This is a genomic window from Caulobacter sp. BE264, assembly GCF_031457805.1.
GTDB lineage: Bacteria > Pseudomonadota > Alphaproteobacteria > Caulobacterales > Caulobacteraceae > Caulobacter.
On the sequence record NZ_JAVDXI010000005.1, the window covers coordinates 116272 to 134496 of the forward strand.

Below are 18225 nucleotides of genomic sequence, written 5' to 3' on the forward strand. Positions count from 1 at the left end.
AGGGGGAACATGGCCCTCCCTCTACACGAGGTCAGTCGCCCCCGGAACCATCCGAAGCGCCGCCCCGCGACTCAGGCGATACTCAGCCCACGAAAAGAAACGAACTCTTTCGCCCACGAACTACCGGCACATCTCGCTGTGAATGACCTATTGGCCATATCCGGGGGCAGACTTCCGCAAGGGAAATCACAAACCGCTTCTTCTAATCGTGCGGAAACTTACCCGCAGCAGGAGAACAGGGCCTCCCGGAAAGTGAAAAGGCATAACCTATCGCTGTTCACTTACACTCTGGCCAGTTGACAGCCTTCAAACGCAAGTATGCAATCTCCCAATGCTGCGAGGGGCTCGCCGTACGCCCACGCGGTGAAAACAGTACGGCGCCGAGGAAACATCGACGCTCGCAGGCTCCACCCATAAGGCGCCGCTTGCGTTCAGGGAGGGAATTCAATGTCGCAAACTCTGCGTATGCGGAGCCTATTGATCATGGGCGCTTCGGCGGTCGCGATCTCCGGTTTCGCCGTCCCCGCGTTCGCCCAACAGAACACGACGATCATCGAGGAGCTGGTCGTTACGGCTCAAAAGAAGGAAGAAGCGCTACAGGACGTGCCGATCGCGGTGTCCGCCTTCAGCCAGGACAGCCTGGAAGCCCAGAAGATCGACGGCGGTCCCAACCTGCAGCTGGCGATTCCAAACGTCACCTTCGCCAAGAGCAACTTCACCAACAGCTTCAACTTCCAGATCCGCGGGATCGGCGCCAAGGCGGTCGGCGCGTCGGCCGACCAGGGCGTGGGCGTCCACATGAACAACGCCCCACAGCAGTCGGGCAACCTGTTCGAAGCGGAGTTCTACGACGTCGAGCGCGTCGAAGTGCTGCGCGGTCCGCAAGGCACGCTTTATGGCCGCAACGCGACCGGCGGCGTGGTCAACGTGATCACGGCCAAGCCGACCGACATGTTCGAGGCGAATGTTCGCGCCGAGTACGGCAACTACAACTCGATGAAGCTGCGCGGCATGGTGAACGTGCCGATCTTCGGCGATAAGCTGGCTGTCCGTCTGGCGGGCACCACGCTGAAGCGCGACGGCTTCGTCACCAACACCTTCAATGGCCACAAGGTCGACGACCGGGATCTGTACTCGACCCGCGTGCAGGTCATGTTCAATCCCACCGAGAAGCTGCGCACCAACTTCCTGTGGGAACGGTTCCACGAAGACGACAGCCGCGCCCGGACCGGCAAGCAGCTGTGCACCAAGGACAACGGTCCGGCCACGGTCGGCGGCGTGCCCACTGGCGCGGCCCGCGTGTTCCTGACCCAAGGCTGCCTCCCGGGCTCGCTGTACGCCCCGGCCGCCTATGGCACGGTGAACACGTCGGGCTCGCTGACAGGCCTGCTTGGCAACATCTTCGGCTTCACCTCGGGTGACGTGAACGCCGGCGACACCACCTCGACCAACCTGCGCGAGATCGAGACCTCGCTGGATCCGATCTACCAGTCGAAGTCCAACACCTACCAGTTCACCCTGAACTACGACATCACCGACGAACTGACCTTCACGTCGATGACCTCGTACGGCAAGGGCGACGTCTGGACCAAGCAGGACTACAACCGCAACGTCGCGACGGTGCCGTTCAACAACACGCCCTTCACGCCGGGCGGCTTCTTCACCGACCCGCAGGTGGGCCGGACCAACAAGTTCACCACCATCGACGTCTCGTCGGGCCGCTCTGAGCAGTTCAGCCAGGAGTTCCGCCTGCAGTCGGCGTTCGACGGCCCGCTGAACTTCACGGTGGGCGGCATCCACTTCACCTACCGCACGCTGACCGACTACTACGTGATCGGCAATTCACTGACCCTGTCGTCGATGGCGCTGAACTTCCAGCGCACGGGCAATCCGACCTGCAACCCGGCGACGACCGCCAACTGCATCGGCATCGACACCTCGGCCAATCCGACCGGCGACGGCCACAACTACTATGACAATCGGACGCCCTATAACCTCGTGTCCGACGCCCTGCTGGGCGAGGTGTACTATCAGGTCAACGACGATCTGAAGTTCACCCTGGGTCTGCGTCAGACCCGCGACAAGAAGGCCGTCAAGAACTACTCGACCGTTCTGCTTGCGCCCGGCTACGGCCTGACGCTGAACCCGACGAACCCTGACCAGCGCGCCCGCTTCAACGAGACCACCGGTCGGGCCGGCGTCGACTACAAGGCGCACCTGGGCTTCACCGACGACACCCTGCTCTATGCCTTCTACTCCAAGGGTTACAAGGGCGGCGGCATCAACCCGGGGGTCCCGGCGAACTCGGTCGGCATCAAGCAGACCTTCGAGCCGGAGTTCGTCAACGCGATCGAGGTCGGCACGAAGAACACGATGTTGGGCGGCAGCTTGCTCTTCAACGCAACCGCCTTCTCGTATGACTACAAGGGCTACCAGATCTCGAAGATCGTGAACCGGACCTCGGTGAACGAGAACGTGGACGCCAAGGTCCACGGCTTCGAACTGGAGTCGATCTGGTCGCCGGTCCGCAACCTGCGCCTGAACGCCAACGTCGGTTACCTGAAGACCAAGATCGGCGCCGGAGTCAGCTCGATCGACACCATGAACCGCACCCAGTCGAACCCAGCCTATACGGTGGTGAAGGTCGGTCCGAACGCCTCGTCGGTCGGCGCCAATTGCGTGCTGAGCACTGCGGGCGTCGCCACCATCCTGGGCGCTGGCGCCGGCGCGACCCTGCCCTTCGCCTGCTCGGGCGCGGCGGCCTATCAAGGCTTCCTGGCGGCTCCGGCTGCGGCTGGCGGCGCGGGCCTTCCTGCGGCGACGGCGGCGTTCCTGGCCAACGGCGTCGGGCTCTACACCTACGGCTCGGGCTATTCGATCGAGGGCACGGCGGCGGATCTGTCGGGCAATGAACTGCCCAACTCCCCGCATTGGACCACCTCGGTCGGCGCTCAGTACAGGTTCGAACTGTCCGACGGGTGGTCGGCGACGCTGCGCGGCGACTACTACCGCCAGAGCAAGCAATTCGCTCGCGTCTACAACACCGCCTATGACACCCTGAAGTCTTGGGACAACGGCAACATCACCCTGAAGGTTGAAAAACCCGAGTGGGGCCTCGCCATCGACGCCTATGTCAAGAACATCGGCAACAAGACTCCGATCGTCGACGCCTACACCACAGACGACAGCTCTGGCCTGTTCACGAACGTGATCACCGCCGAGCCGCGCCTCTACGGGATCGCGATCAGCAAGTCCTGGTAGGGATCTCGCCGAAGAACTTGAGGGGGGGCGGCGGGCTATCCGCCGCCCCCTTTTTTACGTCGTCGCCAGAGCCTTGCGCGTTAAGAAACAATCGCTTTGACGCGATAGAAGGGCTCCAAATCAAACACTTAGAGCGTAACTCGCACCAAAGCTGGTCCCCACTTTCGGCGTCACGCTCCAGACGTTCAAATCCCTTCAAATCGGATCGCTAGGATGAGAGCGGTACCACCTTAACGACTCCGCAAGGGCGGGCGGGGCAAGGTGCAGATCCCAAGCCGTTGACGAAGCGCCGTATGGAAACGCTGTCCCGTCTGATCGAACCGCTCGCCCCCATCGCGCCGGACTGCTCCAGCACGACCGTGGCGGCGATGTTCGACGCCGATCCGACGATCGCCGCGCTCGCCGTGGTCGATGACGGCGCGCCGCTGGGACTCGTCTATCGGGATGTGTTCCAGGGCATGATGCGGGTCGCGGGCGCCGCCCTCGGCGATCGCCCGATCTCCGAGATCATGGACGCGTCGCCCCGCATGGTGACCGTCGCCATGGACGCCAACACGTTCGTCAACGCCCTCGCCGACAGCCCCACCCCCATCTTCCGCACCGCCTACGTCGCGGTCGACGCCGACGGACGCTACGCTGGCGTAGGCGGGCTGGCGTCCCTGCTGGCGTCTCACCGACGCCGCCAGCGCGAAGCGCACGACGCCATGGCCATGGTCGAGCGGATGGCCGTGGATATCGGCGCGCACCTGGACGGCGTCCTCGCCATCACCGAACGCCTCGAACAACAACGCCTGACGCCTGACGCCGCAGCCTTCGTCCGCGCGATCGGCGACACCAGCCGCGATATGAGCGAGACGGTTGGGCGCGCCGTGGATCTGCATCGCTCCGTGAACGGCGATCTGTCCCTGAACGCCGTTCCCACGCGACTGCGCGATTTCGCCGACGTCGTCGAAGCCCGGTGGGGAAGCCGGGCGAGCGAAGGGGGCTCCACCTTCCTGGTCTCCTACGATGGAGACCCCGAATGCGGCGTCGAGATCGACGGCGAACGCCTTCTGCAAGTCATCGACATCCTGGTCGAGAACGCCCTTTCGGCCGGGCGCGGCATGACCGAGGTGCGCCTGTCCGCGCGCGCGGAGTGCGACCAGATCTTGCTGGACTGTCAATTGCGCGACAACGCTGGCGGACACGCCGAAGACCGGGTGCGTCGCGTCAACGATCCGCTCGGCGCCGTGGGCGCGCAGGATCGCAGCGAGATGGCCCTGGGCGTGGGCCTTGCCCTGGCCCAGCGTGTCGTTCGCGCGATGGGCGGCCGCCTGGTCGCGGAAGCCAATCGCGGTGCGGGTCTGACGGTTGGATTCTGCTTGTCCCTGGCTCCAGCCGCCGCCGAAGCCGCAACCCAAGAGGCCACCGATTCCGTCGGCGGCCCCTCGGCGCATATTCTGATCGTCGACGACAACGCCACCAATCGCATGGTGGCCGAAGCGCTCTGCGACATGTTCGACTGCACCTCAGAGCAGGCTGTCGATGGCGTGGAGGCCGTCGAGATGGCGCGCGGCGGCCGCTTCGACCTCATCCTTATGGACATCAAGATGCCGCGCATGGACGGCGTCGCCGCCACCCGCGCCATCCGCGAACTGGGCGGCCGGTCCGGCTCCGCGCCGATCGTGGCCCTGACCGCCAACGCCGACCCGGCCGACGTGCAGACGTATCTGGCCGCCGGCATGCAGGACGTCGTGGAAAAGCCGATCAAGCCTGAGCGCCTCGCCCTTGTGCTCAACAGCCTACTGGCGGGCGAAGACCCTAGCGGCGCCGAAGCCGCCGCCTGAGTCCCTTCGGACTGCGGCGAACCCATAGCGTCTGCGAAATCTACGCCGGACGACTCGCGCCACGCGGGCGCCGGTCAAGCTCTGGTTGGCGGCGAATCGCAATTGAGGTCGCTAGCCTTCCTCCAATGCGGGGAAGGAAGTGTCGACATCGCGACGTAACGCCGCGCCAGGTTGGGCTCGCTTCCACCAACGTAACGGTCGTGTCATTTTCAAGGGACAACCGTTGGAGGCGGAAGAAACATGAGCGAAGACACCGAAGGCCGGCGCCCCAACCCTGTCGATCTGCATGTCGGGGGTCGAGTCCGCATGCGTCGTAAGCTGCTGGGCGTGAGCCAGGAACAATTGGCGGACTCCCTCGGGCTGACCTTCCAACAGGTCCAGAAATACGAGCGTGGCGCCAACCGCGTGAGCGCCAGCAAGCTCTACGAAATCGCCAAGACGTTGCAGGTCCCTGTATCGTTCTTCTTCGACGGGCTCGCCGATCCCATGAGCGGCGCGGACATGGACGACGCCGGCCTGCGGGCCGAGAAGGTGGTGCAGGAATTCCTGACAACTCCCGAAGGTCTCGAACTGGCTGAGGTTTTCCCGCGGATCGCGCGCGGTCGTGTCCGCCGGCAAGTGCTCGACCTGGTTCGGGCCATGGCTGACGAGGCCTCGATCGACGGGGTCTAGGACCTCCCTACGCTGAACGATACAATCCCATAGACGGATCTCGGCGGCTCGTCGGGGTCCGTTTTTTTACGCTCAAGCCAGCCTAGTCTAGAGCATTTCACGACCTGACTGCGTCAGGCCGTGAGCTCTAATCTTTTGTTTTGACGCATTTTTCTTCACGCGAACCGGAACCACTTCGTTCGCAAAATGCTCTAGAGCAAAGCGATGAGCGCCGCTTTCGACGCGCTGTCGAATCCGGAAGACTTCATCCCGTCGGAATGTCCGATCGCGACGCTTTCCAGATCCGCTTCGCCGTTCCGGCGGCCGCAGGCGCCAGCCCTCGCAGGTCATAGGTTCGAATGATGCGCATGCCGACTTCGCGCTCGCGTTGCCAGGCCACGGTCACGTCATGCGCCAAGCCCGCATCCAAATCCACCAACTGACCCTGTCCCGTCGGCGCGCCGCCGCCCGTCAGCATCTGCACGCGCGCGCCTTGGCTGGAAAGATCACGGATGACGCAGTCCCACGCAAAGGCGCCACAGAGAACTTTGCCGGACCTCTGTGTCTGAATGCGGACAGCCGCTCGTCGATCATGTTCCGCGCCGGGCGCGTTCTTCGCCATGGGTGGATAAACGCACGACGCAGTTAATCGGCCGTGCAGAAGTAAGATTTTTGTAGTGAAGGTTAACGTCGCCGCGCACCCAATTTGAGGTTTGGTCCCTCAGGGGTCGATGACAGCCTTGTCACAACGGGAAGGATCAGGCCAAGGTCCCTCAGCGACCCTTGTTATCAGAGGGGCGCGCAAGCCGGCCAAAGACGCCGGCGCGGAGGAGGCACCATGGCCAAGGGATCGGTCTTGCTCGCCGATGTGAACGGTCGCGATCTCGCCTTGGCGCTCGTGCCCCCTGGGGACGCGCCTCGCACGCATCGCGAATTTACCTGCACTTCCCTGAAAGCGCTCGAGCAACACCTGATCGACGCCCTGTCCGACAACGCAGCGGAAGAACTGATCGGCGCCGCCGTCTGCGGGGCGGGCCCTGAGATCGATGGCGCAATCGCACTGACGGCGGGCGACTTCACGGTCACCCAAGCCTGGCTGCGCGCGGTGCTGAAGACGCCACGCGTCGCTTTGTTGAACGACTTCGCCGCGTGCGCGCTTGGCGCGCCGCGCCTGGATCCGTCGGCGATGCGCCTGATCCACGACGGCAAGCCGGGTCGCAACGCCCAGATCGCGGTGATCGGACCCAACCTGGGCCTTGGCGTCGCCGGTCTGACCCCGCATCGCACAGACGGTTGGACCCCTGTGGTCAGCGAGGGCGGCCACATCGACTTCACGCCGGGCGAGCCCCGCGAGATCCCCGTCTTCAAGGCGCTGCAGACCCGGCATGGGCGTGTGTCAGCGGAACATTTTCTTTCCCAGGCGGGCCTGGTCGACATTTACGCCGCCCTAGGCGGCGACGCGGCGGATGACGACGATCGGATCATCCAGCGCGCCCGTGCCGGAGACGCGGCCGCGCGCGAAGCGGTTTCGATCTTCAGCGCCCTGCTGGGCGCCTTCGCCGGCGACGCGGCTCTGATCTTCGCCGCGCGCGGCGGGGTCTATATCAACAGCCCGCTCATGGAACGGATCGGCGATCTTCTCGACCCTGCGGCCTTCGCGCGCCGGTTCGAGGACAAGGGCCGGATGAGCGCCTATCTGAAGGACATTCCGGTCTATCTCACCGTCGGACGCTGCACGCTGCTGGGACTATCGGGTCTCTTCACGGCAAGCGACATGCGTTACGAGGCCGCCGAGGTGAAGTTCCTCGACTGCTGACCTCAGACGTCAGGCCGGTTCTGCGACCTTCAGCGGCTCCAGCGCCGCCTCCAGGTCCGCCAGGATATCGGAGACGTCCTCAAGGCCGACGGACAGGCGCACCATGCCCTCGCCGATGCCGGCCGCCGCACGCTCCTCGGGCGTATAGGGCGAGTGGGTCATGCTGGCCGGGTGCTGGATAAGCGTCTCGGCGTCGCCCAGCGACACGGCGCGGCGGATCAGTTCAAGCCGGTTCATCATCGCCACCCCGGCCGCGTGGCCGCCCTTCAGCTCGAACGCGATCATGCCACCGCCCGACATCATCTGGCGCGCGGCCAGATCCCGTTGTGGAAAGCTCTGGAGGCCGGGGTAGAACACCTGCTCCACCGCCGGATGGTCCTCAAGCCAACGCGCGACCGTCTGGGCGCTCTGGCTATGGCGGCCCATCCGCAGCGACAAGGTCTTGAGCCCTCTCAGGATCAGGAAGGCGGTGAACGGCGACATGACCGCACCGGTCATATCCTTCACGCCGCACAAGCGCACGCGGCCCATGTCTTCGATCCCGCCAGCGGCGATCCCACCGATCAGATCGCCATGTCCGCCCAGATACTTCGTCGCCGAGTGCACCACGATGTCCGCGCCCAAAGCGAGCGGTCGCGTCAGGCACGGCGTGGCGTAGGTGTTGTCCACCACCACCTTGGCTCCGGCGCGATGCGCGATGCGGGTGATCGCGGCGATGTCGACCAGACGCATGTTCGGATTGGCCGGGGTCTCGAAATAGACGATCCGGGTCTGGTCGGAGATGGCGGCCGCAAGCGCTTCGGGCCGTGTCATGTCGACCTGCTTCACCGTCACGCCGAAGCGGGTCAGGCCATCACGCAGAAAGGCGAAGGTGCAGCCATAAAGGGTCTGGTCGGTGATCACCTCGTCGCCCGCGCGCAGAAAGCTCCACAGCGTGGCGGTGATGGCGCCCATGCCCGAAGCCGTGGCGACCGCCGCCTCGGCGCCTTCCAGGCTGGCGAGGCGACGCTCCAGAAGGTCCGTCGTGGGGTTTGAGATGCGCGAGTAGAAGTGCCCCTCGCGGGTCCCGGCGAACATCTCGCCGCCCGCCTCGGCGCTCTCAAAAGCGAAGGTCGAGGTCAGGTGCAGCGGCGGGGTCAGCGCGCCATGCTCGTCGGCGGGATCGTAGCCCGCATGGATCGCCCGCGTGGAAAAGCCGGTCTGGTCGTCGCGCATGTGCTGCTCCCTTTGACGCCACTTTGGCGCCGAGAGAGGCACATGGAATTGCAAAGTCTGCTATCCTAAGCATCCATTTTGGCAGATCCTGCTCAGGAACGACGTATGGACACCAAAGATCGTCAGATTATCCGTGAACTGCAGAAGGATGGCCGGCTGACCAACCAAGAACTCGCCGAGCGGGTGAACCTGTCGCCCTCCCCCTGCCTGCGGCGCGTGCGCAATCTCGAGGCCGAGGGCGTGATCACCGGCTATACGGCGCTGGTGGACCAGAAGGCCTATGGCCTGCCCATCACGGTCTTTGTCCGCGTTCGGCTGGACCGCCATGGCCAGGATCTGATCAAGGGGTTCGAAGACGCCGTAGCGCGTATCGACCAGATCCTCGACTGCTTTCTGCTGGCGGGCGGCGACGACTACCTGTTGCGCGTGATCGTCGACAGCTTGGAGGCCTATGAGGACTTCATGCGCCGCAAGCTGCACGCCATCCCGGGCATCGCCTCGATCGACACCAGTTTCGCCTACGGGGTGGTCAAGCAGACCCGTGTGTTTCCTGTGGCGGGCTGAAACGCCCGCCTCACGGGAACGTCAATCCAAGCCTTACCTTCAGGCGATACGATGGTTGCGCGATGATCGACAAAGCGCCGCCCCAGCCCAGCCCCCCCATGGCCACGTCCCCCAGCGTCACGACGGCGCTGAAGCACGCGCCGCTGGGCATCGCCATCTTCGACAATCAGATGCGCTATCTGGCGGCGTCGAGCCGGTATCTGACCGACCAGGACATGGCGCCAGACCTGCCGTTGATCGGCCGCCTCCACTACGACGTCTTTCCCGAAGTGCCGCAAAAGTGGCGGGACCTGCACGCCCGGGTTCTCGCCGAGGGCGTCGAGTTGCGCCACGACGGCGACCCTTATGTCGATCGTCACGGACGCACCGAGTGGATCCGTTGGTCGATGGCGCCTTGGCGCACCGACGCAGGAGAGATCGGCGGCCTTGTGCTCTACACCGAGGTGGTGACCGCTGGCGTCCTGGCGCGCCGTGCGCTGGAAGCGGCCGAGGCGCGCTATCGGGCCGTCTTTGACCAGACCGCCATGGGCGTGGCGCGCCTGACTGAGGACGGGACCATTCTGGAGGCCAATGACAGCTTCTGCGCCATCTTGCGCCGCGCCCGGGACCAGCTGGTGGGAACCCGGATGGCCGCCCTGGTGCACGAAGAAGACCTCGGCAAGGCGATCGCCGACGGCCAGGCCTTGTGGGCCGGCGAGATCAACACCTACGCCGCCGACCGCCGATTTGTCGGCGCGACGCCGGGCGAAATCCTCTGGCTGAACCTGACCGTCTCGAAGGTCAGCCCCGCCGAGGAGCCTCCCTATGCGGTCGTGATCCTCTCCGACATCAGCCACCGCAAGCAGGCCGAAAGCGCACAGCAACATCACCAGGCCCAGCTACGCCTGCTGATCAACGAACTGAACCACCGCGTGAAGAACACGTTGGCTACGGTGCAGTCGATGGCCGCCCAGACGCTGCGTAACGAGCCCAGCCCGACAGCGGCGTTCGAAAAGTTCGAGGCCCGACTGATGGGCCTTTCAGGCGTGCATGACATCCTCACCCGCGAGAGCTGGCACGGGGCCTCCCTGAGCGAAGTCGCGCAACGGGCCTTGCACCCCTTCGACGAGGCCGGCGCCCGTGTCGAGATCACGGGCCCGCCCGTGCGCCTGCAGCCCGGAGGCGCCCTCACCATGGCCCTGATTTTCCACGAGCTGGCCACCAACGCTCTGAAGTACGGCGCGCTGTCGAACGCCGAGGGTCGAGTGGACCTTTCGTGGCGGTATGATCCCGAGGCGCGTTGGCTCGACTGCCAATGGACAGAAGCGGGCGGCCCGCCCGTGACTCCGCCGACCCGCAAGGGCTTCGGCTCGCGGCTAATCGAGCGCAGCCTGAGGGGCGAACTCAAGGGCGAGGCGACCATGGCCTATCCGCCTGAGGGCTTTTCCTGCTCGCTTCGGGCCAAGCTGCCGGAGCTCTCGACCGAACGCGCCTAGGGAAAATCCCGATCTGTTTTAGGGGAGATCTATCCGTCCTGGTGGCGGGGGGCGGGATCGAACCGCCGACCTGTGGGTTATGAATCCACCGCTCTAACCATCTGAGCTACCCAGCCATAGCCAGGACGGACGGGGGTCATACGCCCAAGCGCGCTTCGCATCAAGTGCGCGATGTCATTCCATTCAGCGCAGCTTCCAGTCGCCGCGTTAGTTCCTCGGGGCTGTACTCGGTCAGGACCAGCTGGCGAGCAGCGCCCCCCAGGCGCCGCGAAACGTCGCGCTGGCTGATCAGCTCAGCCAGAGCTTCGGCCAGACGGTCCGGATCATCGTCAGGAACCAGACGACCGTCGACCCCATCGGTCAGGATCTCAAGTGGTCCATCGATCTCGCTGGCCACGACCGGCAGGCCGACCGCCATCGCCTCCAGCAAGGTCAGAGGGAAGCCCTCCTGGTGCGAAGGAAAGGCGAAGAGATCGCCGGTCGCCAGGAACCCGGCCACATCATCGGTCCAGCCCTCCAGACTGACGCAGGCCTCGAGGTCGAGTTCGCGGATCAGCGTCTCCAGCGCGCCGCGCTCGTCGCCCTCGCCCGCGATCTGGCAAGTCACCTCGTATTCCCAGGCGCGCAGTTTGCCGATCGCGCGAATGAGGACGTCAAAGCCCTTCTTGGAATGGAGCCGTCCGGCGGCGACGATCCTGACCGCCGCTCCGTCCACGGCGAAGGGATGGGCTTGAGCGCGGGGCGGCTTGACCGCATTGGGTACGAACCACACGTGATCCGCAGGGGCTCCCCGTTCGATCGCTAGCGCCGCCAGATGTCGTCCGACGCAGACATAGTGCGTGCCCGGCGTGACGTCGAAGGACGGCTTGTGCAAGCATACGGCGCGCACGACGCCGGCCGGCGCAGCCTTGTCGAAGACGCGGGCCGGACGCTGGCCGTGGCTGAAAATGAGCGCGGGCCGATGCGCCTTCACGAGGTCGCGTGCGGCGCCGACCGTGATCGGATCCCAGTCTGTCAGCGCCGGCATGACGCTGAGCGGCGGCCTGCGTTCGGCCTGGGCCGCTGCGACCTTGCCGCCTCTACGGACGACGCCCACGCAGCTATCGCCGTGGCGCGCGGCCCAGGCTTCGAGGATCGGCTGGTAGTCGAGGAAAACCTGCTCAAGACCGCCAAGGCCCTTGCCCAGCATGGCGTGCAGGATGGTGGTCAAGGCGAAACTCCGGGGGAGGCGTTGCGGGCCGCGACCATCGTGGCGCGCGGCCCTGGTGTCAACGCGGGAGCTTCGGCTTGCGATCCGCCCCTGCCAGCTTCGATCAGGCGAGCCGTTCGGCCACCGTCTCGCCGATCGCCAGCGAGCTCGTCAGGCCAGGGCTCTCGATGCCGAAGAGCGCCATCAGACCTGGAAGTCCGTGATCCTCGGCGCCCAGAAGCTGGAAATCCGGCTGGGCCTCATCAGGCCCATGCAGCTTGGGCCTTACGCCCGCATAGTCGGGCACCAGCCGATCCGCCGGCACGTCCGGCCAGAACTTGCGGATATAGGCGGCGAACGCCTCGGCCTTGGCTGGATCGATCGAATAGTCCGGCGCGGAGACATATTCGAGATCCGGCCCGAACACCGCCTGACCGCCCATGTCGTTGCGATAGTGGGTGCCCAGCGCCCCATGGATCGGCGGCGGATAGATCAGGCGCTGGAACGGCGCCTTGCCGCTCAGCCGAAAATAGACGCCCTTGCCGAAGTGGGCCGTCGGAATTCGGTCGGCGGGATAGCCCTGGATCCGGCCCGCCACCGCTTGTGACGACAGGCCCGGCGCGGTGACCAGCAGCCGACAGGTCAAGTCGGTGGGCTCGGCGCCGCCGGCGCGAATCCGGAAACCGCCGCCGGCCAAGGGCTCGGCGCCTTCGAACGGGGTCGAGAGCACCACAGCCCCGCCGGCGGCTTCGATCTCGCCCTGCAGGGCCAGCATGTAGTCATGGCTGGCGAACACGCCGCTTTCGGGCGACAGCAGCGCGGCGTGGGCGTTGAGGCCAGGCTCCAGCGCCCGGGCCTGCGCGCCGGTCAGGCGCTCCATGCCTTCGACATCATTGGCCAGAGCCTGGTCCCAGATGGCGTTCAGCCGAGCGATCTCGTCCTGCGACGTCGCCACCACCAGCTTGCCGCACTTCTTGTAGGGCACCTTGTGGGCGTCGCAGAACGCGTACAGCGCGCGCCGTCCCTGGACACACAGCTTGGCCTTCAGTGAGCCCGTCGGATAGTAAAGCCCGCCGTGGATGACCTCGGAATTGCGGGAGGAGACGCCCTCGCCGATGCGCCCCTGCTCCTCCAGGACCGCGACCACCAGGCCTCGCCGGGACAGGGCGTAACCGCAGGCCAGCCCCACGGCGCCCGCGCCCACCACGACCGCGTCGAAATCAAACTCGCTCATACCGCCACCTTAGACGAGGCGCCCCAATTGGCCAGTCACGACGCTCTCACCTTGATTGACAGCGCTAGCAAACGCGGCATGGTCAGGCCACGCGGCGCCCAGACGTCGCATCGGGGGGAATGACGAGATGGACGGCACGCCAGCCGCGCCCGCGCGCAATCTGCTGATCGACACGCTGAGGGCCTTCGCCCTTATCGGCGTCTACATGGTCCACATGTTCGAGCAGTACGAGATCTACTGGGCTGCGCCGAACCAGAACCTGACCCACACGATCTTCACCACCTTCTTCATGGGCAAGGCCTTCAGCCTGCTGACCCTGTGCTTTGGCCTGAGCTTCTTCCTGTTGATGGACAGGGCCGATCGGCGGGGAACCAATTTCTCGGGCCGCTTCGCCTGGCGGATGGTGGTGCTGGCCCTGATCGGCCTGGCCCATAGCCTCGTCTATCGCGGCGACATCCTGATGGTGCTGGCGCCGCTGGGCCTGCTGCTGATCCCGTTCTATCGGGCCCCGACCAAGGTGATCCTGACGGTCGCGGCGGTGCTGTTGGCCCAGCCGCTGCTGGCCTTCCAGATCGTCAGCGCCGCGACGGGCGCGACTTGGGCCAACGCCGCGCCGCATCACTGGGGCGACACCGGCCCGGCCTTCTATCGCGACGCGGCCCTTGGCCCGATGCTGACCTGGAACGTCTGGCAGGGGCAGAGCTTCAAGTGGTGGTTCTTCATCGAGACGGGCCGCCTCTTCCAGATCCTGGCGCTGTTCCTGATTGGCCTGAGCCTGGGCCGCGCCGGGGTGTTCGATGCGCCGGAACGGTTCCTCCGCCAGCGCCGACGCGCCTTGGTCGCGCTGATCGTGGTCGCGCTCTTGGCCCGCTTTGGCCAGGCGCCGCTGGCCGCCCTGCTGCCCGACGCGACCGCAGCGCCTATGGCGCGCAAGCTGCTGGGGAACCTGATGGGCGGCTGGTTCGACGTTTCGCTGATGGGCGTCTATGTGCTGCTGATCGTCGAGGCCTATGAGGGCGTTGGCCGGAAGCTGCTGGGACGCCTGGCGCCGATGGGTCGGATGACCCTGACCTTCTATGTCCTGCAATCGCTGATCTGGGTGCCGGTGTTCTATGGCTTTGGCCTGGGCGCCTGGAAATGGCTGCCGCAGGGAACCGCCCTACTGCTGGGCCTCGGCTTCCTGGTGATCCAGGGCGTGGTGGCGACTCTGTGGTTCAAGCGCTTCCACTACGGCCCGCTGGAGTGGGTCTGGCGCGCAGCGACCTATGGGACGGTGAAGGTGCCGTTCATGCGGTGAGGGGCGGAGGTTTGGAGCGACGGCTTGGGGTGGTGAGGAGACCAGATCCTCCCCCTAGCGGGGGAGGTGTCGGCGAAGCCGACGGAGGGGGAAGACACCGGCTCGGCAGCACTTCCCCCTCCGGCCTTCGGCCTCCTCCCCCTCTGGGGGGAGGATTTTCCGAGCGTCCGACTAGGGTCGTGAGCAGTCTCTCGCCCCTACCCCCACTGCGCCCACAGCTTCTCCTCGGCCGCCTTGGCGACCTTCACCGAGGCCTCCTTCACGTGACCGAAGCCGCGGATCTGCTGGGGGATCTCGGCGATCTTCACGGCCAGCGGCACGCTCTCGGGGGACAGCCCGGCGACCAGGCGATCAAGGCTCGTCTCGTAAGACGCGATCAGGCCGCGCTCCATCTTGCGCTCCTCGGTCTTGCCGAAGATGTCGAGCGCCGTGCCGCGCAGGCCCTTCAGCTTGGCCAGCATCGGGAAGGCCAGATCCAGCATCCAGCCGCCGAAGGCGATCTTCCTGGGCTTACCGTCGGCGCCCTTGGGGGCCAGCAGCGGGGGAGCCAGCCACACCTTGGCCTTGCCGCCCTTGAAGGTCCCGGCCAGCTCGGCCGCGAAACGGCCGTCGGTATAGAGGCGCGCGACCTCGTACTCGTCCTTGTAGGCCATCAGCTTGTAGAGGTTCACCGCCGCCGCGCGGGTCAGCGGCAGGGCGCCGTCCTCGCCGGACACGGCGGTCTCGGCGCCGCGGACCTTGGCCACCTTGTCCGCATAGCGCTGGGCGTAGGCGGCGTTCTGATAGGCCGTCAGCTGCTCCACGCGGTGGGCGATCAGAGCGTCCAGCGGCATGGTTTCGGGCGTCGGGGTGGTGTCTTCCTTCACCGTCAGGGTCGACGGATCGTGGGCCACCCGGCGACCCAGCTCGAAGGCCTGCAGGTTGGCGTCAGCGTCGACGCCGTTCAGCTTGATCGCGCGATAGACCGCGCGGCTGGACAGCGGGATCACCCCGCGCTGCCAGGCGAAGCCGACCATGATCATGTTGGCATAGATGGCGTCGCCGAACTCGGTCTCGGCCAGGCGCTGGGCCGGGCAAGCGTCGAAGGTCTTGGTCGCGCCCTTGACGCGCCGCGCCATGGCCCCGCTGTCGAAGCGCACGTCGCGGCTGGTGACGAAGTCGGCCGTGGGGGCGAAGTCGCTGTTGCCGAAGGCGCGCGTGCGGTCCTTGGCGTAGAGCGAGAGACCCTCGGGGCTGGCCGCCACGAGAAGATCACACGCGATCAGCACATCGGTGCTGGCCGCCGGCACGCGGCCGCCGACGATCGTCTCCTCGGTCTCGCCGATCTTGACGTGGCTGAACACCGAGCCGCCCTTTTGGGCCAGACCCGTCATGTCGACCACGCTGCCGGCGCGGCCGTCGATATGGGCGGCCATGGCCATGATCGAGGCGACCGTGGTCACGCCCGTCCCGCCCACGCCCGTGAACAGGATCTTGCGCACGCCGGTCAGGGGCTCGAACTGGGGCAACGGCGTCGACTCGGCCGTCAGGGTCGCCGGCGTCTTCTTGGACTGAGCGCTCTCGGCGCCTTCCAGGGTGATGAACGAGGGGCAGAAGCCCTCGACGCAGGAGTAGTCCTGGTTACAGGACGACTGGTTGATCTTGCGCTTGCGGCCAAACTCGGTGGCCAGCGGCTCGACCGAGACGCAGTTGGACTTCACCGAGCAGTCGCCGCAGCCTTCGCAGACCAGCGGATTGATGAAGACGCGCTGGGTGGCCTTGGGCATCGAGCCGCGCTTTCGACGGCGGCGCTTTTCGGTGGCGCAGGTCTGGTCGTAGAGCAGCACCGTGGTCCCGGGCGTCTCGCGCAGCATCTCCTGCACACGCATCAGGTCCGAGCGCGGGAAGATCTCGACGCCGGGCGCCAGGTCGTTGACGCCCTCGTAGCGCTGGAGGTCATCGACGACGATGACGGTCTTCTTGACCCCCTCGGCCGCCAGTTGGCGGGTGATCTGGGCGGGTGTGAAGCCACTCTCGGCGCGCTGGCCGCCGGTCATGGCGACGGCGTCATTATAGAGCAGCTTGTAGGTGATATTGGTCCCGGCCGCGACGGCGCCGCGGATGGCCAAGGAACCGGAGTGGTTGTAGGTGCCGTCGCCCAGGTTCTGGAACACGTGCTTTTCGCTGGTGAACGGCGCGGCGCCCACCCAGGTCAGACCCTCGCCGCCCATGTGGGTGTTGAGGTCGGTCATCGGGTCGTTGAACCCGGCCATGTAGTGGCAGCCGATGCCGGCCAGGGCGCGGCTGCCCTCGGGCAGCTTGGTCGAGGTGTTGTGCGGGCAGCCCGAGCAGAAGAACGGCTTGCGGGCCTGGTCGGCGGCGAGGCTGACGGCGGCGACGCCAGCGGCGCTGACGCGGTTGAGGTAGGCCTGGGCGCGCTCCATGTGCGGGCCGTCCGGCAAGCGGTCGTAGATGGCGAGCGCGATTTCGGCGACCGACAGCGAGCCGAGCTCGGACAGCAGCGGGCCGCCCTTTTCGTCGGTCTTGCCGATGACGCGCGGACGCGCCTGGGCGGGCAGGTCGTAGAGCGCAGCGCGCGCTTGCGGCTCGATCAGGGCGCGCTTGTGCTCGATGACCATCAGGGTCTCGAGGCCGGCGGCGAAGGCGCGCAGGCCCAGCGGCTCCAGCGGCCAGGGCATGCCGACCTTGTAGATCGAGACGCCCAGGTCCGCGGCTTCCTGCAGGGTCATGCCCATGGCCGTGAAGGCCTCCAGCACGTCCTTGTAGGCCTGCCCCTGGCAGACGATGCCCAGCCGCGCCTTGCCGACCTTGACGTGCGAAGCGCCCAGCACCACGCGGTCGATATTGTTGGCGCGGGCGAAGGCCAGGGCCGCCGGGATCTTGTGGAGCCGCATGCGCCGCTCCTTCTCCATCGGCTGGTCCTTCTGGCGGATGCCCAGACCGCCCGGCGGAAACGCGAACTCGGGGACCACGATCTGGTGGCGATCGAGCGACACGTCGATCGTCACGCCGGAGTCCATGGTGTCGGCCAGGGCGATCATGCCCGTCCACAGGCCCGAGAACCGCGACATCGAAATGCCGAGCAGGCCGTAGTCGAGCACCTCCTGGACGTCGGCCGGTGACAGCACCGGCATCTCGAAGTCCTGGAAGGCGAATTCCGACTGCGACGGGAGGGTCGAGCTCTTGCAGGCGTGGTCGTCGCCGGCCACCGCCAGGACGCCCCCGGTCGGGAAGGTCCCGGCGAAGTTGGCGTGCTTGAAGACGTCGCCGGTGCGATCAACGCCGGGCGCCTTGCCGTACCACATGCCGAACACGCCATCGTAAAGCGCGCCGGGGAACAGATTGGCCTGCTGACTGCCCCACACGGCGGTGGCGGCGAGGTCTTCGTTCAGGCCTTCCTGGAAGACCACGTCATGCGCGGTGAGAAGCTTCTTGATGCGCGCGGCCTGCTGATCGAGGCCGCCCAGCGGCGACCCGCGATAGCCCGACAGATAGCCGCCGGTGTTCAACCCCGCCTTGCGGTCGAGGCGTTTGCGATCGAGCAAAACACGGAGCAGCGCCTGCACGCCGGTGATGAAGGCGCGACCATCTTCGAGCACATATTTGTCGTCGAGAGTGACTTCCGAGTGCCGCATGGCAAAAATTTTCCTCCCGGGTCTTCTCGCCCGCTACGCAATATCTTATAGAAGCGCGGAAA

At 65.9% G+C, this 18225-nt stretch carries 12 protein-coding genes and 1 tRNA gene; 7 read left to right on the top strand and 6 right to left on the bottom strand.

The window, feature by feature from the left end; translation table 11 throughout:
- Positions 1-447: 447 nt before the first annotated feature.
- The 3 genes from J2X45_RS13365 (at position 448) to J2X45_RS13375 (ending at position 5759) form a co-directional block, all read left to right on the top strand.
- Entirely contained in the window at positions 448-3261 is a 2814-nt protein-coding gene (locus J2X45_RS13365) for a TonB-dependent receptor (RefSeq protein ID WP_310215538.1), read from the top strand.
- A 293-nt stretch (positions 3262-3554) separates the two neighbouring features.
- Positions 3555-5087, top strand: a complete 1533-nt coding sequence (locus J2X45_RS13370) for a response regulator (protein ID WP_310215541.1) — start codon at positions 3555-3557, stop codon at positions 5085-5087.
- 240 nt (positions 5088-5327) lie between these two features.
- Entirely contained in the window at positions 5328-5759 is a 432-nt protein-coding gene (locus J2X45_RS13375; protein ID WP_310215545.1) for a helix-turn-helix domain-containing protein, read from the top strand.
- A 244-nt stretch (positions 5760-6003) separates the two neighbouring features.
- Here the strand turns inward: J2X45_RS13375 and J2X45_RS13380 are convergent, their stop codons facing one another.
- Entirely contained in the window at positions 6004-6360 is a 357-nt protein-coding gene (locus tag J2X45_RS13380) for a PilZ domain-containing protein (protein WP_310215548.1), read from the bottom strand.
- Between the two features lie 216 nt (positions 6361-6576).
- Here J2X45_RS13380 and J2X45_RS13385 point away from each other — a divergent pair, with 216 nt between their 5' ends.
- Positions 6577-7554 carry a glucokinase gene (locus J2X45_RS13385; protein ID WP_310215550.1) on the top strand — a complete coding sequence of 326 codons (978 nt, stop codon included), beginning with the start codon at positions 6577-6579 and terminating at the stop codon, positions 7552-7554.
- A gap of 9 nt (positions 7555-7563) precedes the next feature.
- On the opposite strand, the gene J2X45_RS13390 is transcribed toward J2X45_RS13385, so the two are convergent.
- Positions 7564-8769: a methionine gamma-lyase gene (locus J2X45_RS13390; protein WP_310215551.1), complete on the bottom strand. Its 1206-nt coding sequence runs from the start codon at positions 8767-8769 to the stop codon at positions 7564-7566.
- 105 nt (positions 8770-8874) lie between these two features.
- Between J2X45_RS13390 and J2X45_RS13395 the strand changes: the two genes are divergently transcribed.
- Both J2X45_RS13395 and J2X45_RS13400 read left to right on the top strand, forming a co-directional pair.
- Positions 8875-9333 carry an Lrp/AsnC family transcriptional regulator gene (locus tag J2X45_RS13395; protein ID WP_310215553.1) on the top strand — a complete coding sequence of 153 codons (459 nt, stop codon included), beginning with the start codon at positions 8875-8877 and terminating at the stop codon, positions 9331-9333.
- A gap of 62 nt (positions 9334-9395) precedes the next feature.
- Positions 9396-10808, top strand: coding sequence for an HWE histidine kinase domain-containing protein (locus J2X45_RS13400; RefSeq protein ID WP_310215555.1), 1413 nt, complete (start codon positions 9396-9398; stop codon positions 10806-10808).
- Positions 10809-10847: 39 nt separating this feature from the next.
- On the opposite strand, the gene J2X45_RS13405 is transcribed toward J2X45_RS13400, so the two are convergent.
- The 3 genes from J2X45_RS13405 to J2X45_RS13415 form a co-directional block, all read right to left on the bottom strand.
- Positions 10848-10924, bottom strand: a tRNA-Met gene (locus J2X45_RS13405).
- 44 nt (positions 10925-10968) lie between these two features.
- The gene (locus J2X45_RS13410) at positions 10969-12018 is read right to left on the bottom strand and encodes a glycosyltransferase (RefSeq protein WP_310215557.1); all 1050 of its coding nucleotides are present in this window, start codon (positions 12016-12018) and stop codon (positions 10969-10971) included.
- Positions 12019-12121: 103 nt separating this feature from the next.
- The gene (locus J2X45_RS13415) at positions 12122-13231 is read right to left on the bottom strand and encodes an NAD(P)/FAD-dependent oxidoreductase (protein WP_310215558.1); all 1110 of its coding nucleotides are present in this window, start codon (positions 13229-13231) and stop codon (positions 12122-12124) included.
- Positions 13232-13358: 127 nt separating this feature from the next.
- On the opposite strand from J2X45_RS13415, the gene J2X45_RS13420 reads away from it, so the two are divergent.
- Positions 13359-14528, top strand: a complete 1170-nt coding sequence (locus tag J2X45_RS13420; protein ID WP_310215559.1) for a DUF418 domain-containing protein — start codon at positions 13359-13361, stop codon at positions 14526-14528.
- A 197-nt stretch (positions 14529-14725) separates the two neighbouring features.
- On the opposite strand, the gene J2X45_RS13430 is transcribed toward J2X45_RS13420, so the two are convergent.
- On the bottom strand, positions 14726-18163 hold the full coding sequence (locus J2X45_RS13430) for an indolepyruvate ferredoxin oxidoreductase family protein (protein WP_310215561.1): 3438 nt from the start codon (positions 18161-18163) through the stop codon (positions 14726-14728).
- Positions 18164-18225 lie beyond the last annotated feature (62 nt).

Bases quoted from the DNA above. Each gene is read 5' to 3' on its own strand.
- J2X45_RS13365 (WP_310215538.1), top strand. From the start codon at position 448: ATGTCGCAAACTCTGCGTATGCGGAGCCTATTGATCATGGGCGCTTCG.
- J2X45_RS13370 (WP_310215541.1), top strand. From the start codon at position 3,555: ATGGAAACGCTGTCCCGTCTGATCGAACCGCTCGCCCCCATCGCGCCG.
- J2X45_RS13375 (WP_310215545.1), top strand. From the start codon at position 5,328: ATGAGCGAAGACACCGAAGGCCGGCGCCCCAACCCTGTCGATCTGCAT.
- J2X45_RS13380 (WP_310215548.1), bottom strand. From the start codon at position 6,360: ATGGCGAAGAACGCGCCCGGCGCGGAACATGATCGACGAGCGGCTGTC.
- J2X45_RS13385 (WP_310215550.1), top strand. From the start codon at position 6,577: ATGGCCAAGGGATCGGTCTTGCTCGCCGATGTGAACGGTCGCGATCTC.
- J2X45_RS13390 (WP_310215551.1), bottom strand. From the start codon at position 8,769: ATGCGCGACGACCAGACCGGCTTTTCCACGCGGGCGATCCATGCGGGC.
- J2X45_RS13395 (WP_310215553.1), top strand. From the start codon at position 8,875: ATGGACACCAAAGATCGTCAGATTATCCGTGAACTGCAGAAGGATGGC.
- J2X45_RS13400 (WP_310215555.1), top strand. From the start codon at position 9,396: ATGATCGACAAAGCGCCGCCCCAGCCCAGCCCCCCCATGGCCACGTCC.
- J2X45_RS13415 (WP_310215558.1), bottom strand. From the start codon at position 13,231: ATGAGCGAGTTTGATTTCGACGCGGTCGTGGTGGGCGCGGGCGCCGTG.
- J2X45_RS13420 (WP_310215559.1), top strand. From the start codon at position 13,359: ATGGACGGCACGCCAGCCGCGCCCGCGCGCAATCTGCTGATCGACACG.
- J2X45_RS13430 (WP_310215561.1), bottom strand. From the start codon at position 18,163: ATGCGGCACTCGGAAGTCACTCTCGACGACAAATATGTGCTCGAAGAT.